Origin of the sequence: Jannaschia sp. R86511, assembly GCF_042466345.1 — a bacterium.
GTDB lineage: Bacteria > Actinomycetota > Actinomycetes > Actinomycetales > JBBAYJ01 > Aquipuribacter.
On record NZ_JAXHCD010000001.1, the window covers coordinates 3,045,764 to 3,063,569 of the forward strand.

Consider the following 17,806-nt stretch of genomic DNA (forward strand, 5'->3'; position numbering starts at 1 on the left):
CTGCTCCTCATCCGTGCGGGGGGCGCGTTCGTCACGCGCGGTGGGTGGTGCGGGCGGGGTGCCCGGTGCGGTGGGGCTCAGTCCTCCAGGACGGTCAGGCCCGGCAGGGCCTTGCCCTCGAGGTACTCCAGGCTCGCGCCGCCACCGGTGGACACGTGGCCGAAGTCGTCGTCGGCGAACCCGAGCGCCCGGACGGCCGCGGCCGTGTCGCCGCCGCCCACGACGCCGAGGGCGCCGAGGTCGTCCAGCGCGGCCAGGGACGTGGCCACGGCACGGGTGCCGTGGCTGAACGGCTCCATCTCGAACACGCCCATGGGCCCGTTCCAGAACACGGTCCGGCACGTGGCCAGCTCGGCGGAGAAGGTCGCCGCCGCGTCGGGGCCGATGTCCAGGCCGATCCGGTCCGCGGGGATCGCGTCGACCTGGACCACCTCGTGCTCGGCGTCGGCCGCGAAGGCCGTTGCCGCCACGATGTCGCTGGGCAGCACGATGGTGACGCCGCGCTCGTCGGCGGTGGCCAGGTAGCCCTTGACGGTCTCGACCTGGTCCTCCTCCAGCAGGCTGTTCCCGACCTCGTAGCCCATGGCCTTGAGGAACGTGAACACCATGCCGCCGCCGACGAGGATCCGGTCGGCGGTGCCGAGCAGGTTCTCGATGACCGCGAGCTTGTCGGACACCTTGGCCCCGCCGAGCACGACGGCGTAGGGCCGCTCGACGTCCTCGGTCAGGCGCTTGAGCACCTCGACCTCGCGCAGGACGAGGCCACCGACGGCGTGCGGCAGGCGACGGGCCACGTCGTAGACCGACGCCTGCTTGCGGTGCACGACGCCGAAGCCGTCGGAGACGAACGCGTCCGCCAGCCGGACGAGCTCGTCGGCGAACGCGCCGCGCTCCCCGTCGTCCTTGCTGGTCTCCCCCGCGTTGAAGCGCAGGTTCTCCAGCAGCAGGACGTCACCGGGCGAGGCCGCCGCGACGGCGGCCTCGGTGTCGGCGCCGACGGTCTGCGGCACGAACGTGACGTCGCGCTCCAGCAGCTCCGACAGCCGGGTGGCGACCGGGGCCAGGGAGTACTTGTCCTCCGGGACGCCCTTGGGCCGGCCCAGGTGGGCGCAGACGACCACCACGGCCCCGGCCTCGGACAGCTGCCGGATGGTGGGCACGGAGGCCCGCACCCGGCCGTCGTCGGTGATCACGGGGGTGTCGCCGGAGTGGTCCAGCGGCACGTTGAGGTCGCTGCGGACGAGCACCCGGCGGCCGGAGAAGCCGCCGAGCGCCGTCCCGAGCTGGTCGACGTCCTGCACGGGGCTCAGAGCGAGCGGCCGACGAGGGCGACGAGGTCGACGAGGCGGTTGGAGTAGCCCCACTCGTTGTCGTACCAGCCGACGACCTTGACCTGGTTGCCGATGACCTTGGTCAGGCCGGCGTCGAAGATGCAGGACGCCGGGTCGGTGACGATGTCGGAGGACACCAGCGGGTCCTCGGTGTACTTGAGGTGCACGCCGTCGGCGGCCTTCTTGACGGCCGCGTTGACCTCCTCGACGGTGACGTCGCGGCTGAGCTCGACCGTCAGGTCGGTGGCCGAGCCGGTGGGGATCGGGACGCGGACCGCGTAGCCGTCGAGCTTGCCCTTGAGCTGCGGCAGCACCAGCGCGATGGCCTTGGCCGCACCGGTGGAGGTGGGGACCAGGTTCACGGCGGCGGCGCGGGCGCGGCGCATGTCCTTGTGGGGGGCGTCCTGCAGGTTCTGGTCCTGCGTGTACGCGTGGATGGTCGTCATCAGGCCCTTGACGATGCCGAACTCGTCGTCGATGGCCTTGGCCATCGGGGCGAGGCAGTTCGTCGTGCAGGAGGCGTTGCTGATGATGTGGTGGTTCGCGGGGTCGTAGTCGCCGTCGTTGACGCCCATGACGACCGTGAAGTCCTCGTTCTTGGCGGGCGCGGAGATGATGACCTTCTTCGCCCCGGCGTCGATGTGGGCCTTGGCCTTGGTGCCGTCGACGAAGATGCCGGTCGACTCGATGACGACGTCGGCGCCCAGCTCGCCCCACGGCAGGGCCGCCGGGTCGCGCTCGGCGAGGGCCTTGAAGGTGTGCCCGCCGACGGTGATGGAGCCCTCGTCGAAGGAGACGTCCGCGGGGAGGCGGCCGAGGATGCTGTCGTACTTGAGCAGGTGCGCCAGCGTCGCGTTGTCGGTGAGGTCGTTGACCCCGACGATCTCGATGTCTGCGCCTGCGGCCAGAGCCGCCCGGAAGAAGTTCCGGCCGATGCGCCCGAACCCGTTGATGCCGACCCGTACGGTCACGTCGTTCCTCCACTGTCGTTCGGTCACGGCCCGCGTTGCAGGAGCCGTGCTGTGCTGGGCAGGAGTGTCGTCCTCGTCACACCAGCGACGACCCTACAAGTGCGGTGCGCCGGGCGAGTAATCGCGTCCGGGCTGCGGGCAGCCCCGCGCGGGGCGGACGGGTGGGGCCGGCGCGGCCGACGGGCAGGGCTGGCGCGGCGCTCAGACCTCGAGCATGTCGGGGGTCAGGTTGGCGTCGGTGCCCGGCAGCCCCAGGTCCGAGGCCTTCTTGTCCGCCAGGGCCAGCAGGCGGCGGATCCGGCCCGCCACGGCGTCCTTGGTCATCGGCGGGTCGGCCAGCTGGCCGAGCTCCTCGAGGCTGGCCTGCTTGTGGGCCAGGCGCAGGTGGCCGGCCTCGCGCAGGTGCTCCGGCACGTCCTCGCCCAGCAGCTCCAGGGCACGCTCCACCCGGGCCCCGGCCGCGACGGCCGCCCGGGCCGAACGACGCAGGTTGGCGTCGTCGAAGTTGGCCAGCCGGTTGGCGGTGGCCCGCACCTCGCGGCGCATCCGCCGCTCCTCCCACACCATCACGGCGTCGTGGGCACCGAGCCGGGTGAGCAGGGCGCTGATGGCCTCCGCGTCGCGCACGACCACACGGTCGACGCCGCGGACCTCGCGCGCCTTCGCCTGGATGCCCAGCCGACGCCCCGCGCCGACCAGGGCCAGCGCCGCCTCCGGACCGGGGGCGGTGACCTCCAGCGAGCTGGAGCGGCCGGGCTCGGTCAGCGACCCGTGGGCCAGGAACGCCCCGCGCCAGGCGGCCTCGGCGTCGCACACGGCGCCGCCCACGACCTGCGGCGGCATACCGCGCACGGGTCGGCTGCGGGCGTCCAGCAGCCCGGTCTGCCGCGCCAGGGTCTCGCCCTCGCGGCTGACGCGGACGACGTAGCGGGTGGCCCGGCGCAGCCCGCCCGGCTGCAGGACGAGCAGCTCGCTGGGGTGGCCGTAGACCTCGCCGATCTCGCGGCGCAGCCGGCGGGCGGCCTGGGCGGTGTCGAACTCGGCCTCGACGACCACCCGGCCCGCGACGATGTGCAGGGCGTTGGAGAACCGGAGCATGGCGGTGACCTCGGCCTTGCGGCAGCACACCCGGGTGACGGGCAGCCGGCTCAGCTCGTCCTTGACCGATGCCGTGAGCGCCATGGCCTCATCCTGCCAAACGAACCGGCCCGCGTCCGACGGTCCGGGCCACCGAGGTGGCCCGCTGCGGCCCGGTTCCCGCCCGCCACCTGCGACGGGACCGGCGCGACGGACCCGACAATCCGCCCGGGCCGGGCCCCCCGACGGCCGCCTGCGCCCGCGGTCAGCCCGCGACGTCCCCGGTCACGCCGGAGAACACGTCCGCGTAGGCGGCGGCCAGCCGGAGCGGGTGGTGCACGGCGCTGCCGTCGGCCTCGGCCACCTGCCGCATCACCAGGACCGCCCCGAACCGGGCGGCCGCCGCGGACAGGGCGTCCACGTCCTCGACCGCCGACGGGTCCGCGACCACGGCGTCGAGCGTCAGGTCCGGCGCGTACCGGCCGAGGGTCTCCAGCAGCTGCTCCGGCCGGTAGCCGGCGGTCTCGCTGGCGCCCGCGTCCAGGTTCAGGGTGACGCAGCGGCGGGCGGGGGTGGCCTGCAGGGCCCGGGCCAGCTCGGGGACCAGCAGGTGGGTGCAGACCGACGTGAACCACGACCCGGGCCCGAGCACCACCCAGTCGGCGTCCATCACGGCCTGCACGGCCTCCGGGTTGGCCGGCGGGTCGGCGGGGACGAGCCGCACGGTCCCCACCCGGCCGGTGGTCGCGGCCACCTGGTTCTGCCCGACCAGGACCTCGGGCCGGCCGGTCGCCGCGTCGTCGACGTCCGCCTCGATCGTCAGCGGCTGCAGCGACATGGGCAGGACCCGCCCGCGGGCGCCGAGCAGCTCACCGACGACGGACAGGCCGTCCGAGGGGTCGTCGAGCAGCTGCCACAGGGCCACGATGAGCAGGTTGCCGACGGCGTGGCCCGCCAGCGGCCCCTCGCCGGAGAAGCGGTGCTGGAGCACGTCACGCCACAGGTGCCCCCACCCGGAGTCGTTGCACAGCGCCGACAGGGCCATCCGCAGGTCCCCCGGCGGCAGCACGCCGAACTCGTCGCGCAACCGGCCCGACGACCCGCCGTCGTCGGCCACCGTCACCACGGCGGTCAGGTCCCCCGTGACGTGGCGCAGCGCCTGCAGGGAGGCCGACAGGCCGTGGCCGCCACCCAGGGCGACCACCTTGAGCGGCACGGGCGAGGCCCGGCGCAGACCGCGTCGCGCCGGCCCCCGACCCGACGACGTCGTCGGTCCGGCCACGGCTCACTCCCTCCCGAGGTCGCGGTGCACGGCGTGGGTGACCACGCCCTCCCCGGCCAGCCGCGCCACCAGCGCCTCGGCCACGGCGACGCTGCGGTGCTTGCCCCCGGTGCAGCCCACCGCCACCACGGCGAACCGCTTGTTCTCCTCGCGGTAGCCCTTGGTGATGACCTCCAGGCAGCGGCTGTACGCGTCGACGAACTGCTGCGCGGCGGGGTCGGCGAACACGTACTCGGCGACGTCGGCGTCCATGCCGTTGCGGGGGCGCAGCTCGGGCACCCAGTGCGGGTTGGGCAGGAAGCGGACGTCGGCGATGTTCTCGGCGTCCACCGGGATGCCGTGCTTGAACCCGAACGACAGCACGGTCAGGTGCAGGTCGGCGGAGGAGGCCTCGTGCGGGCGCAGCGCGCCACGCACCTTGGCCGCCAGCTGGTGCACGTTGGTCTCGCTGGTGTCGATGTACAGGTCCGCCATGTCGCGCACGGGCTGCAGCAGCTTCCGCTCGGCCGCGATGGCGTCGAGGATCGTGCCGGGCGGCTGCATGGGGTGGGGCCGGCGCACCGACTCGAACCGGCGCACCAGCACGCGGTCGGCCGCGTCCAGGAACAGCACGACGGGCGTCATGCCCTTGGCCCGGACGTCGTCCAGGGCCCGGCTCAGGTCCGGGGTGAAGGTGCGGCCGCGCACGTCGATGGCCACCGCCAGGCGGGGCACCGCGCCGGCGGCCCGCAGCGTCAGCTCCGCCAGCGGGGGCAGCATCTGCGGCGGCAGGTTGTCCACGACGAACCAGCCGTCGTCCTCCAGCACGTTGGACACGGTGGAGTGCCCCGCGCCGGACAAACCGGTGATGATGAGGACCTCGGAGTCGTCGCCGGGCTGCTGCTCGGTCACGGTGGTGGCTCCTGCCGGTTCGCGGGCGGTCGGTGGTCTCGTGCCGGTCGGGTGGTGCCGGTCGGGTGGTGCCGGTCGGTTGGTGCCGGTCGGTTGGTGCCGGTCGGTTGGTGCTCGTCGGGCTGCGCCGGCGGCGGGTGCCGCTCGGTGCCGCTCGGTGCCGCTCGGTGCCGGCCACCAGCATGCCCGCTCAGGCGCCCAGGATCTCCCCGGTCGCCATGTCCACGCCCTGCCCGGCACCTGGGCCGTCGCCCTCGCCGGCCTTCGCCTCGCCCGGCGCCGGCACCCGCCCGGCCGGGGCCAGGGCGCTCACCACGGCCTGGGCCAGGGCCGGACCGATGCCCTTGACCTCGGCGATGGCGTCGGCGTCGGCCTGGCGCACGGCCCGGACCGAGCCGAACGCGTCCAGCAGGGCCTTGCGGCGGGCGGGACCGAGGCCGGGCACCGCGTCCAGCTCGCTGGCCGTCATGCCCTTGGTGCGCCGGCTGCGGTGGCGGCTGATGGCGAAGCGGTGGGCCTCGTCGCGCAGCCGCTGCAGCAGGTACAGGCCCTGAGAGGTGCGGGGCAGCACGAGCGGGTGGTCGTCGTCGGGCAGCCAGACCTCCTCCAGGCGCTTGGCCAGGCCGACCACGGCGACGTCGGCCACGCCCAGGTCGGCCAGCGCCGCCCCGGCCGCCGCCACCTGGGGCGCCCCGCCGTCGACGACCACGAGCTGGGGCGGGTAGGCGAAGCGCCGGGGCCGGCCCGTGGTCGGGTCGATCGCCCCGGGCCCGACGACGGCGTCCTCGTCCTCGGGGTCGGGGCCCATCTCCAGGTCACCGGCCTGCTCGCGGTCCTCCAGGTAGCGCCGGAACCGACGCTGGAGCACCTCGCGCATGGCGGCCGTGTCGTCCTCGCCGTGGTCGCCGCGCACGTTGAAGGTGCGGTACTCCCCCTTGCGCGGCAGGCCGTCCTCGAAGACGACCATCGACGCGACCCGGTCGCTGCCCTGCAGGTGGGACACGTCGTAGCACTCGATCCGCAGCGGGGCCTCGGGCAGGGCGAGGGCCTCCTGCAGCTCCTGCAGGGCCAGGCCCCGGGTGGTCAGGTCGCCGGCCCGACGGGTCTTGTGAAGCGCGAGGGCCTGCTTGGCGTTGCCCGCGACGGTGTCCATCAGGGAGCGCTTGTCACCGCGCTGCGGCACCCGGACGTCGACCCGGGAGCCGCGGCGGGCGGTGAGCCACTGGACGACCTCGGGCAGGTCGGTCGGCTCGGTCGGCACGAGGACCTCGCGCGGCACCGTGCCGGTGGCGGCACCGGCGTCCTCGCCGCCGTAGACCTGCTGCAGCAGGCGTTCGACTAGGTCGGGGGTCGAGACGTCCTCGACCTTCTCGACCACCCAGCCGCGCTGGCCCCGGATGCGCCCGCCGCGGACGTGGAACACCTGCACGGCCGCCTCCAGCTCGTCCTCGGCCAGGGCGAAGACGTCGGCGTCGGTGGCGTCGGGCAGCACGACCGCGTTGCGCTCCAGCGCCTTCTGCAGCGCGCCGATGTCGTCGCGCAGCCGGGCGGCCCGCTCGTAGTCCTGGGTCTTGGCCGCGTCCCGCATCCGGCCCTCGAGCCGGCGGACGAAGCGCGCCGCGTCTCCGGCCATGAAGTCGACGAAGTCGTCGACCACGGCGCGGTGCTCGTCGGCGCTGACCCGGCCCACGCAGGGCGCGGAGCACTTGTCGATGTAGCCCAGCAGGCACGGCCGACCGACCTGGCCGGCGCGCTTGAACACCCCGGCGCTGCAGGTGCGCACCGGGAACACCCGCAGCAGCAGGTCGACGGTCTCGCGGATGGCCCAGGCGTGGGAGTACGGGCCGAAGTAGCGGGTGCCCTTGCGCTTGGGCCCGCGCAGCACCTGCACCCGGGGGAACTCCTCGCCCACGGTGACCGCCAGCCAGGGGTAGGACTTGTCGTCCCGGTACTTGACGTTGAAGCGAGGGTCGAACTCCTTGATCCAGGTGTACTCCAGCTGGAGCGCCTCGACCTCGGTCGCCACGGTCGTCCACTGCACGGAGGCGGCCGTGAACACCATCTGCTGCGTGCGCGGGTGCAGGCCGGCGGGATCGGCGAAGTAGCTGTTGAGCCGCTGCCGGAGGCTCTTGGCCTTGCCGACGTAGATGACCCGGCCGTGCGGGTCGGAGAACCGGTAGACCCCCGGCTGCTCGGGGATCTCCCCCGTGCGGGGACGGTAGGTCGAAGGGTCCGCCACGCCGTCGAGGGTAGGACGTCAGGCCGACAGCAGGACGAGGTCCCCCTCGATGCGCGCCTGGACCTGCCCCAGCGGCGCCGAGGCGGGCCCGTTCAGCACGGCCCCGGCGTCCCCGGCGTCGAACCGGCTGCCGTGGTTGGGGCACAGCAGCTCCAGGCCGCCCGCCGCCTCGACCGCGGTGCCCTGGTGGGTGCACGCGGCGGAGAAGGCGACGACCTCGCCCGCGGTGGGCTGGGCCACGACGAAGCGCGACCCGAGCGCGTCGACGACCACGGCCTCGCCGACGGGGACGTCGGCCAGCGGCACCGACGCCTCGTCCGCGCCCGCCGCGTCACCGCCGGCCGCGTCACCGCCCGTCGCGCCGTCGCCGGCCGTGCCACCGCCCGTCGCGCCGTCGCCGGCCGTGCCACCGCCCGTCGCGCCGTCATCGCCGGCCGTGCCACCGCCCGTCGCGCCGTCATCGCCGGTGTCGTCACCCGCCGCGCCGCCGCTCGTGTTCTCGCCCGCGGCGTCGTCCGCAGCGGTGCCGCCGCCGGTGCCGCAGGCGACCAGCACGCCGGCGGCGATGGTGGTCACGCCGATGCCGGCCAGGGAGCGCAGCACGCCGCGGCGGGAGGGGCAGTCGAGGATGTCGTCCACGTCACGATCATGCACGCCAGGGGTACGGCGCGCGCACCCGGCCCGGATGGGCCGGCCGGCCGGACGGCCCACCGCACGCGTCGGTGGACCGTCCCGTGCCTCAGCCCGCCTTGCGCCGACCGCCGCGACGGGCCGGCGCGGGGGTCACGAGCCCGGCCAGGAACTGACCCGTGAAGCTGCTCTCCACGGCCGCCACCTGCTCCGGCGTGCCCTGCGCGACGACCTGGCCGCCGCCGGACCCGCCCTCGGGGCCCATGTCGATCACCCAGTCCGCGGACTTGATGACGTCCAGGTTGTGCTCGATGACGATCACGGTGTTGCCCTTGTCCACCAGGCCCTGCAGCACCTCGAGCAGCTTGCGGATGTCCTCGAAGTGCAGACCCGTCGTGGGCTCGTCCAGCACGTAGACCGTCCGGCCCGCCGAACGCCGCTGCAGCTCGGTGGCCAGCTTGACGCGCTGCGCCTCGCCCCCGGACAGCGTCGGGGCGGGCTGCCCGAGCCGGACGTAGCCGAGACCGACGTCGACCAGGGTGTTCAGGTGCCGGGCGATCGCCGGGACCGCCGCGAAGAACTCGGCCGCCTCCTCGATCGGGGAGTCCAGCACGTCGGCGACGGTCTTGCCCTTGAAGTGCACCTCGAGGGTCTCGCGGTTGTACCGCGCTCCCCCGCACACCTCGCACGGGACGTAGACGTCCGGCAGGAAGTTCATCTCGATCTTCAGCGTGCCGTCACCCTGGCAGTGCTCGCAGCGACCGCCCTTGACGTTGAAGCTGAACCGGCCGGGCTGGTAGCCGCGGATCTTGGCCTCCGGGGCGGAGGCGAACAGCTTGCGGACGTGGTCCCACACCCCGGTGTAGGTCGCGGGGTTGGACCGCGGGGTGCGGCCGATCGGGCCCTGGTCGACGTGCACGACCTTGTCCAGGTGCTCCAGCCCCGTGACCGTCTTGTGCCGGCCGGGCACCTGGCGGGCGCCGTTGAGCTTGTTGGCCATCACCGTGTAGAGGATGTCGTTGACCAGGGTCGACTTGCCCGACCCGGACACACCGGTGACGGCGCAGAGCACGCCCAGCGGGAAGTCCACGTCGATACCGGTCAGGTTGTGCTCGCGGGCGCCCTTGACGCCGACCATCCGGGCCCGGTCGACCGGGCGCCGCTTCGCCGGGGTCGGGATGGAGCGACGGCCCGACAGGTAGGCGCCCGTGATGGACGCGCTGTTGGTCAGCAGGTCCGCCAGCGGCCCGGAGTGCACGACCTTGCCGCCGTGCTCACCGGCGCCGGGGCCGATGTCGACGACCCAGTCCGAGGCGTTGATGGTGTCCTCGTCGTGCTCCACCACGATCAGCGTGTTGCCGAGGTCCCGCAGCCGGGTCAGCGTGCCGATCAGGCGCTGGTTGTCGCGCTGGTGCAGGCCGATGGACGGCTCGTCGAGGACGTACAGGACGCCCACCAGGCCGGCCCCGATCTGGGTGGCCAGCCGGATCCGCTGCGCCTCGCCGCCGGACAGCGTGCCCGCGGCCCGGTCCAGGCTCAGGTAGTCCAGGCCGACGTCGAGCAGGAACCCCAGGCGGGCGTGGATCTCGCGCAGCACCTGGTCGGCGATGGCGTGCTCGCGGCCCGACAGCTCCAGGTCGGACAGGAAGCCGGCCGCCTCGCCGATGGTCAGCGACGACACCTGGGCGATGTTCCGGCCCGCGACGGTGACGGCCAGGACCTCGGGACGCAGCCGCGCCCCGCCGCAGACGCCGCAGGGCACCTCGCGCATGTATGCGCCGTAGCGGTCGCGGGCCCACTCGGAATCGGTCTCCGTGTGGCGCCGGTTGATGAACGGGACCACGCCCTCGAAGCCGGCGCGGTAGGCCCGCTGCCGACCGTGACGGGTGCGGTAGCGCACGTCCAGCTGGCCGTCCAGGCCGTGCAGCACCGCCTCGCGGGCCCGCTCCGGCAGGGCGCGCCAGGGCGTGTCCATCGAGAACCCGAGCGCGTCGGCCAGGCTGGCCAGCAGCTTCTGGAAGTAGTCGACCGACTGGGTCCCGGAGCTCCAGGGCGCGACGGCGCCCTCGGCCAGCGACAGGTCGTCGTCGGGGATGACCAGCTCGGGGTCGACCTCGAGCCGGGTCCCCAGCCCGCTGCACTCCGGGCACGCGCCGTAGGGGGCGTTGAACGAGAACGTGCGCGGCTCGATCTCCTCCAGCGCCACCGGGTGGTTGTTGGGGCAGGCGAGCCGCTCGCTGAACCGGCGCTCACGGGGGGCCAGGTCGTCCTGGTCCGGGTCCGCGTCCGCCGGCACGTCGACCAGCTCGACGATGACGATGCCCTCGGCCAGGCCCAACGCGGTCTCGACCGAGTCGGTGAGGCGGCGCTTCGTGCTGCGCTGCTTCTCCTCGTCGCCCTCGGTCCGGGAGACGAGCCGGTCCACGACCACGTCGACGTCGTGCTTCTTGCGCTTGTCCAGGGCGGGCGGCTCGGCCAGCGACACGATCTCGCCGTCGACGCGGGCCCGGGAGTAGCCCTTGCCCTGCAGCTCGCGGAACATCTCGAGGTTCTCGCCCTTGCGCCCGCGCACCACGGGGGCCAGGACCTGGAACCGGGTGCCGTCGGGCAGCTCGAGCAGGCGGTCGACGATGGCCTGCGGGGTCTGCCGGCCGATGGGCTCGCCGCACTGCACGCAGTGGGGGCGACCGGCGCGGGCGTAGAGCAGCCGCAGGTAGTCGTGGATCTCGGTGATGGTGCCGACGGTCGAGCGGGGGTTGCGGTTCGTCGACTTCTGGTCGATGGAGACCGCGGGCGACAGGCCCTCGATGAAGTCGACGTCGGGCTTGTCCATCTGGCCGAGGAACTGCCGGGCGTAGGCGCTCAGCGACTCCACGTAGCGGCGCTGGCCCTCGGCGAAGATCGTGTCGAAGGCGAGCGACGACTTGCCCGACCCGGACAGGCCCGTGAACACGACGAGCGAGTCCCGTGGGAGGTCCACCCCGATGTCCTTGAGGTTGTGCTCACGTGCACCACGAACGACGAGACGGTCTGCCACCCCCCCATCGTAGGTCGGCCGTCCGACAACGCCGTCCGCCCCGCGTCAGCCGCCGAGAGGGTGACCCTCCCCGCCGCCCCTCAGCCCCTGGCCGTGGCGTGCCGAAACCCCGGCGTGACCTCCGCGCCCGGTGCGACCGGCCCGACGACCGAGCAGGGCGACCGGTGGGCCTCCCGACCGGCCCTGGCCGTGCTGCTGCGCCTGACCATCCTGCTGACGCCCGTGGCCGTGTCGGTCGCGGTGGGGCTGACCGTCTCCCGGCAGCTCGCCGGCGCGTCCCTCTGGCTGCTGGTGCCGGTCCTGGCGGTCGCCTGCCTGGTCGCGGCCCTGGGCACGGAGCGGCTGGTGCGTCGGTGGCTGCCCCTGGAGGCCCTGCTGCGCATGACCATGCTGTTCCCCGGGCGGGCGCCCTCCCGACTCGCCGTGGCCCGGCTGGGCCGCGACCGGGAGCAGCTCACCCGGCGCCTCATGGCCCCGCAGGGCGCCGAGGACATGGCCCACCTCATGCTGGCCCTGGTCACCTCGCTCGGCGACCACGACAAGCGGTCGCGCGGGCACAGCGAGCGGGTGCGGATGCTCGTGGAGCTCCTGGCGGACCACGTGTCCCTCACCACCGGTGATCGTGACCGGTTGCGGTGGGCGGCCCTCCTGCACGACATCGGCAAGCTGGACGTGGCCTCGTCCATCCTGAGCAAGCCGGGCCCCCTGAACGACGCCGAGTGGCACGAGATGAGGCGGCACCCGGTCCACGGCGCCCGGATCGCCGGGCCGTTCGCGGACTGGCTCGGTGAGTGGCAGGGCGGCATCCTGCACCACCACGAGCGTTGGGACGGTGGTGGCTACCCGGCCGGTCTGGCGGGCGAGCAGATCAGCCGCGCCGGGAGGCTGGTGGCGGTCGTCGACACCTTCGAGACGATCACCGCGGCCCGTTCCTACAAGAAGGCGGGTGGCACCAAGGCGGCCCTCGCCGAGCTGACCCGGTGCGCGGGGTCGCAGTTCGACCCGGCGGTGGTGAGGGCGTTCCTGGCCATCCCCCTGCCCCGGCTGTGGTGGGCCACGGGTCCCCTGGGTCTGCTCGTGCAGGTCCCCGTCATCGGCTCCGCGCAGCAGTCGGCCGTCCAGCTGACCGCCGGGGTGGTCTCGAGCGCGAGCACGTCGGCCGCCGCCGCGGGGACGGCAGCCGTGATCGGTGTCGGCAGCGCGATCGGGGCCGCGCCCGCGCAGGTCCCCGTCCCCGTCACGACCCAGGTGGTCGAGTCGGTCGGGGCCGTCGGGGTGGACCCGACCGTCGACCCGACCCTGGACCCGACCCCGTGGGGCGCCCGGCCGGTCACCGGCCCGTGGGCGCCCGGTCCGCACCCCACGGGATCCGGCACGACCGACGAGGTGCCGTCTCCCGCTGCCGGCGGATCGAGCCCGACGACCGGGGCCCCCGGGGTCACGGCCCCGGTCGGCACGCGGGCCCCGACGGGCGACGCGGGGGCCGGTGCGACGACGACGCCTGACCCGGCGCCGACCCCTGCCGACTCCCCGTCCGCCCCCTCGCCGGGCCGTGGGTCCGCCCCGGGACCCGAGGCCGCCCCCGCCGGGAGGTCGGCCCCGCCGGCCGAGCGACAGGGTGTGGAACGTCCTGCCCCGCCCTCGGAGCGGCAGACCTCCGCCCCACCCGGCGGCAGCGGCAAGCCCACCAAGCCCGCCAAGCCAGCAGACAAGGGCAAGGACAAGCCCGCAAAGCCCACCGACGCACCCGCCGACAAGGGCAAACCCGCCAAGCCCACCGACCCACCTGCCGGCAAGGGCAGGGGCACACCCGCCGACAAGACCAAGCCCACCAAGCCCACCAAGCCCACCAAGCCCGCCAAGCCCGCCGACCCACCCGGCGAGGCCGACGACACACCCGCCGGCAAGAAGAAGCCCGACCGCACCGGATGAGCCGGCAGCCATGACGGCCGCGCAGCCAGGACGCCGCAACCAGACGCCGGCGTCGTTCCGCGTCTCGCCGTACCCCGCCGTACCCCGCCGTACCCCGCCGCGCCCGGCCGCGTGGTGCGGCGTCGTGCCGCGCCGCGTCCGGCCGCACCGGCCCGTGCCGTGCCGGGCCGGACCGCGCCAACCGGTGAGGCGGACGCGTCCTGCCGGGCACGACCCCTGATGGCGCCGGTCACCGCCGTCCGCGGGGCGGTGCCCGGCTCGGGGCCCCGGCACGGGTAGCGTCCCGACCATGAACACGCCCGCCCCTGCGGTGCCGATCGAGCAGTACGCCCTCCTGGGGGACCTGCACTCGGCCGCCCTGGTATCCGAGCGCGGCAGCGTCGACTGGCTCTGCTTCCCCCGGTTCGACTCTCCCGCCTGCTTCGCCGCCCTGCTGGGCGATCCCGACAACGGCCGCTGGCTGCTGGCCCCCACCGACCCGGACGCCGTGGTCGAGGAGCGCGGCTACCGCGAGGACACGCTGACCCTGGAGACGGTCTGGCGGACCGCGGCGGGGCGGGTGCGCGTCGTGGAGACCATGCCCGTCGGTGGCCGTCGCGCCGACCTGGTGCGCCGGGTCGAGGGCGTCGAGGGCACCGTCCGGATGCGGCAGGAGCTGGTGATCCGCTTCGGCTACGGCCGCGACGTGCCGTGGGTCCGGCGGATCCGGGACGACGGGTCGGCGGTCGACGCCGCCTTCGCGCTGCCCGCCCCGCGCCCGCAGCGGGTCCGGGGCGTGGGTTCCGGCCCGAACGCCGCCACGTCGGCCACCGACGAGGGCGGGGCGCAGGCGCTGCTCGCCGTGTCCGGTCCCGACGCCCTGCTGCTGCGCTGCGACCCGCTCCCGGTCCCGGTGGACCACCGTCACGTGGGCGAGTTCGACGTGGTGGCCGGCGGTCGTCACGACCTGGTGCTGACCTGGTACCCGTCGCACCGGACGCCGCCCGAGCCGGTCTACGTCACCGCGGCCATCGACCGCACCGAGCAGTGGTGGCGGGAGTGGGCGGTCCGCTGCGACCACGACGGCCGTTACGCCGGGCCCGTCAAGCGCTCGCTGCTGACGCTGCGGGCGCTGAGCCACGAGGACACCGGCGGGATCGTCGCGGCGCCGACGACGTCGTTGCCGGAGGAGATCGGCGGGGTCCGCAACTGGGACTACCGCTACTGCTGGCTGCGGGACGCGGCGCTGACCCTGGAGGCGCTGCTGGCCCACGGCTACCTCGACATCGCCGACAGCTGGCGGCAGTGGCTGCTCCGTGCGGTCGCCGGGGCGCCGGAGGACGTGCAGATCATGTACGGCGTCGGCGGCGAGCGGCGCCTGGAGGAGTACGAGCTGGACCACCTGGCCGGCTACGAGGGCTCCCGGCCCGTGCGGGTGGGCAACGCCGCGGCGTCCCAGCTCCAGGTCGACGTCATCGGCGAGGTCATGGTCGCGCTGCACGCCGCGCGCTGCGCCGGTGCCTCGACCGACGTGTTCAGCTGGTCGCTGCAGGCGGCCCTGCTGGACCACCTGGCCGAGATCTGGGACAGCCTGGACAACGGCATCTGGGAGATCCGGGGTGACCTCAAGCCGTTCACCCACTCCCGGATCATGGCCTGGGCCGCCTTCGACCGCGGGGTCCGGGCGGTGGAGGACTACGGCCGTCCCGGGCACGCCGACCTGTGGCGCGAGACCGCCGAGACGATCCGGGCGCAGGTGCTCCAGCGCGGGGTGGACCCCGAGCGGGGCAACCTCGTGCAGTACCTGGGCGGGAGCAGCGTGGACGCCGCCCTGCTGCAGGCCGCCCAGGTGGGCTTCCTCGACTGGGACGACCCCGTGATGCTGGCGACCGTCAAGGCCGTCGAGAGCGACCTGATGCGGGACGGGCTGGTGCTGCGGTACCGCGCCGAGTCCGGCGTCGACGGCCTGGCCGGGGACGAGCACCCGTTCCTGGCCTGCTCGTTCTGGCTGGTCGAGCACTGGGCCCGCACCGGACGCCGCGACGAGGCCATCGCGTTCATGGACCGGCTGTGCGGGCTGGCCACGCCCGGGATCGGCCTGCTGGCCGAGGAGTACGACCCGGCGGCCCGGCGCTTCACCGGCAACTACCCGCAGGCGTTCAGCCACCTGGCGCTGGTCCGGGCCGCCGAGGCGCTGGACCACGTGCACGAGGTGCGGGACGAGTGGTGACGGTCCTCGCCGTCGGCGACCCGCGGCTGCCCGCGCTGCACGTGGACCGCTCGGACGCGCCCGTCCACGTCGACCTGGGGGCGGCGCTGCTCAGCAAGGCGTCCGTCAGCGAGCAGGACAACACCGCCTACGTGCTGACCTGCCGCGCGACCGGGGCCCAGCTGCTCGTCGACGCGGCCGACGACCCGGAGGCCGTGCTCGGGCTGGTGGGCGCCGCGGCCGCGGCGGCGGGCCCGGACGTCGCCGGAGCCCCTGACGTCGTGGCGGTCGTCACCACGCACGGGCACTGGGACCACCACCGGGCCCTGCCGGCGGTGGCGGCCGCGGTGGCTGCCCCCGTCCTGTGCGGCCGGGACGACGCCGGTGACCTGCCGGTGGCCGTCGACCGGTTGCTCGACCACGGCGACGTCGTCGTGGTCGGCGACCTGCGGCTGGACGTCGTGCACCTGCGCGGCCACACCCCGGGGTCGGTGGCGCTGGTGCTGCCGGCGTCGGGGGCGGTCCCCGCCGTGGCCCTGACCGGTGACTCGCTGTTCCCCGGCGGGGTGGGCAACACCTGGCAGGACCCGGAGCGGTTCGTGTCCCTGCTCGGGGACGTGGAGGAGCGGCTGTTCGCGCGGTTCGGCGACGACACGCTGGTCCTCCCCGGCCACGGGGACGGCACGACCCTGGGGGCGGAGCGGCCGGCGCTGCCCGTCTGGCGCGAACGCGGCTGGTGACCTGATCCGGTCGCGGCCAGGACCTCCGTCCTGTCCAGCGGCCCCGCGCGGGCGTAGCGTGCGTGGATGCCCCGCTACGACGACTGGCCACGACTGCTGGAACGGGTGCGCGGGCACGCCGAGGCGTACCTGATGTCGCTACCGGCCCGGCGCGTGCCGTCGCCGGTGCGGCGACCGGAGGACCTGCCCGGCCTCGGCGGCGACCTGCCCGACGGACCCTCGGACCCCGTCGAGGTGCTGGACGCGCTGGTCGCCGGGGCCGAGGACGGCATCACGGCCACGGGCAGCGGCCGGTTCTTCGGCTTCGTCATCGGTGGCGCGCTGCCCGCGGCGGTGGCGGCGGACATGCTGGCGACGACCTGGGACCAGAACGTCGGGATGCGGGCCCTTACCCCGGCGGCCTGCGCGGCCGAGGACGCCGTGGAGCGGTGGGCCCTCGACCTGCTCGGCCTGCCGGGGACGGCGGTCGTGGGCCTGGTCCCCGGCGGGATGTCGGCCAACTTCACCTGCCTGGCCGCGGCCCGGGGCGAGGTGCTGCGGCGGGCGGGCTGGGACCTGGACGCCCACGGCCTGCAGGGGGCGCCGAAGGTGCACGTGCTGGCCAACGCCGACCGCCACGAGACCGTCGACCGGGCGCTGCGTTTCCTGGGCCTGGGCCGACCGGTGCCGGTGGCCACGGACGAGCACGGCCGGATGCGGCCCGAGGCGCTGGTTGCGGCGCTGGCCGAGGTGCCCGAGGACGCCCCGCTGGTGGTCTCGACCTACGCCGGGCACATCAACACCGGCGCCTACGACCCGTTCGCCGAGCTGGTGCCGCTCGTCCGGGCCCGGGGCGGCTGGGTCCACGTCGACGGCGCCATCGGCCTGTGGGCGGGCGCGTCGGAGCGGCTGAAGGACCGGGTGGCCGGGGTCGAGGCCGCCGACAGCTGGGCGACGGACGCGCACAAGACCCTCAACGTGCCCTACGACTGCGGCCTGGCCGTCGTGGCCGACCCGCAGGCCCTGCAGGCGGCGATGTCCATGCACGCCGACTACCTGATCACCGAGGACTCCTCGCCGCTGGAGCCGTGGTCCCGCACCCCCGAGTGGTCGCGGCGCGCCCGCGGCTTCCCGGTCTGGGCGGCGCTGCGGTCGCTGGGGCGCAGCGGGGTCGCCGACCTGGTCGACCGGCTGCACGACAACGCCCTCGCCATGGCGGACGGGCTGGCGGGCATCGACGGGCTCGAGGTGGTCAACCAGGTCTGGTCCACGCAGGTCTGCGCGCGCATGGCGACCGACGAGCAGACCCGCGCGCTGGTGGACGTCGTCCTCGCGGACGGCCGCACCTGGATCTCCGGGTCCCGCTGGCACGACCGGGCCGTGATCCGGGTGTCGATGAGCAACTGGATGACCGGTCCCGGCGACCTCGAGGCCGCCCTCGACGTCGTGCGGGGCGCGGTCACCGCCGTGCGTGGTCGGCCCCTGCCCGCCGGGGCGGGCTGAAGGGCG

General features: G+C 74.6%; 12 protein-coding genes. 4 read left to right on the forward strand and 8 right to left on the reverse strand.

What is annotated here, in order from left to right:
• Positions 1 to 77: 77 nt before the first annotated feature.
• From SJY06_RS14355 to uvrA, 8 genes are all read right to left on the reverse strand, one after another.
• Entirely contained in the window at positions 78 to 1,301 is a 1,224-nt protein-coding gene (locus SJY06_RS14355; RefSeq protein ID WP_380168222.1) for a phosphoglycerate kinase, read from the reverse strand.
• A gap of 5 nt (positions 1,302 to 1,306) precedes the next feature.
• Positions 1,307 to 2,302, reverse strand: coding sequence for a type I glyceraldehyde-3-phosphate dehydrogenase (gene gap, locus SJY06_RS14360; RefSeq protein WP_380168223.1), 996 nt, complete (start codon positions 2,300 to 2,302; stop codon positions 1,307 to 1,309).
• Positions 2,303 to 2,503: 201 nt separating this feature from the next.
• Positions 2,504 to 3,484 carry a DNA-binding protein WhiA gene (gene whiA / locus SJY06_RS14365; RefSeq protein WP_380168224.1) on the reverse strand — a complete coding sequence of 327 codons (981 nt, stop codon included), beginning with the start codon at positions 3,482 to 3,484 and terminating at the stop codon, positions 2,504 to 2,506.
• A 160-nt stretch (positions 3,485 to 3,644) separates the two neighbouring features.
• Positions 3,645 to 4,661 carry a uridine diphosphate-N-acetylglucosamine-binding protein YvcK gene (gene yvcK / locus SJY06_RS14370; RefSeq protein WP_380168225.1) on the reverse strand — a complete coding sequence of 339 codons (1,017 nt, stop codon included), beginning with the start codon at positions 4,659 to 4,661 and terminating at the stop codon, positions 3,645 to 3,647.
• A gap of 3 nt (positions 4,662 to 4,664) precedes the next feature.
• Entirely contained in the window at positions 4,665 to 5,552 is an 888-nt protein-coding gene (gene rapZ / locus SJY06_RS14375; RefSeq protein ID WP_380168226.1) for an RNase adapter RapZ, read from the reverse strand.
• A 190-nt stretch (positions 5,553 to 5,742) separates the two neighbouring features.
• Positions 5,743 to 7,791, reverse strand: coding sequence for an excinuclease ABC subunit UvrC (gene uvrC, locus SJY06_RS14380; protein WP_380168227.1), 2,049 nt, complete (start codon positions 7,789 to 7,791; stop codon positions 5,743 to 5,745).
• 18 nt (positions 7,792 to 7,809) lie between these two features.
• Entirely contained in the window at positions 7,810 to 8,430 is a 621-nt protein-coding gene (locus SJY06_RS14385) for a ubiquinol-cytochrome c reductase iron-sulfur subunit (protein WP_380168228.1), read from the reverse strand.
• 100 nt (positions 8,431 to 8,530) lie between these two features.
• Positions 8,531 to 11,458: an excinuclease ABC subunit UvrA gene (uvrA, locus tag SJY06_RS14390; protein WP_380168229.1), complete on the reverse strand. Its 2,928-nt coding sequence runs from the start codon at positions 11,456 to 11,458 to the stop codon at positions 8,531 to 8,533.
• A 114-nt stretch (positions 11,459 to 11,572) separates the two neighbouring features.
• Here uvrA and SJY06_RS14395 point away from each other — a divergent pair, with 114 nt between their 5' ends.
• The 4 genes from SJY06_RS14395 to SJY06_RS14410 all read left to right on the forward strand — a co-directional run bounded on the left by SJY06_RS14395 (position 11,573) and on the right by SJY06_RS14410 (position 17,800).
• Entirely contained in the window at positions 11,573 to 13,390 is a 1,818-nt protein-coding gene (locus SJY06_RS14395) for an HD domain-containing phosphohydrolase (RefSeq protein WP_380168230.1), read from the forward strand.
• A gap of 289 nt (positions 13,391 to 13,679) precedes the next feature.
• On the forward strand, positions 13,680 to 15,599 hold the full coding sequence (locus SJY06_RS14400; RefSeq protein ID WP_380168231.1) for a glycoside hydrolase family 15 protein: 1,920 nt from the start codon (positions 13,680 to 13,682) through the stop codon (positions 15,597 to 15,599).
• The gene (locus SJY06_RS14405; protein ID WP_380168232.1) at positions 15,596 to 16,318 is read left to right on the forward strand and encodes an MBL fold metallo-hydrolase; all 723 of its coding nucleotides are present in this window, start codon (positions 15,596 to 15,598) and stop codon (positions 16,316 to 16,318) included. Before SJY06_RS14400 ends, SJY06_RS14405 begins: the two co-directional genes overlap by 4 nt.
• A 66-nt stretch (positions 16,319 to 16,384) precedes the next feature.
• Complete coding sequence (locus tag SJY06_RS14410) at positions 16,385 to 17,800, forward strand: pyridoxal phosphate-dependent decarboxylase family protein (RefSeq protein WP_380168233.1); 1,416 nt, start codon at positions 16,385 to 16,387, stop codon at positions 17,798 to 17,800.
• Positions 17,801 to 17,806 lie beyond the last annotated feature (6 nt).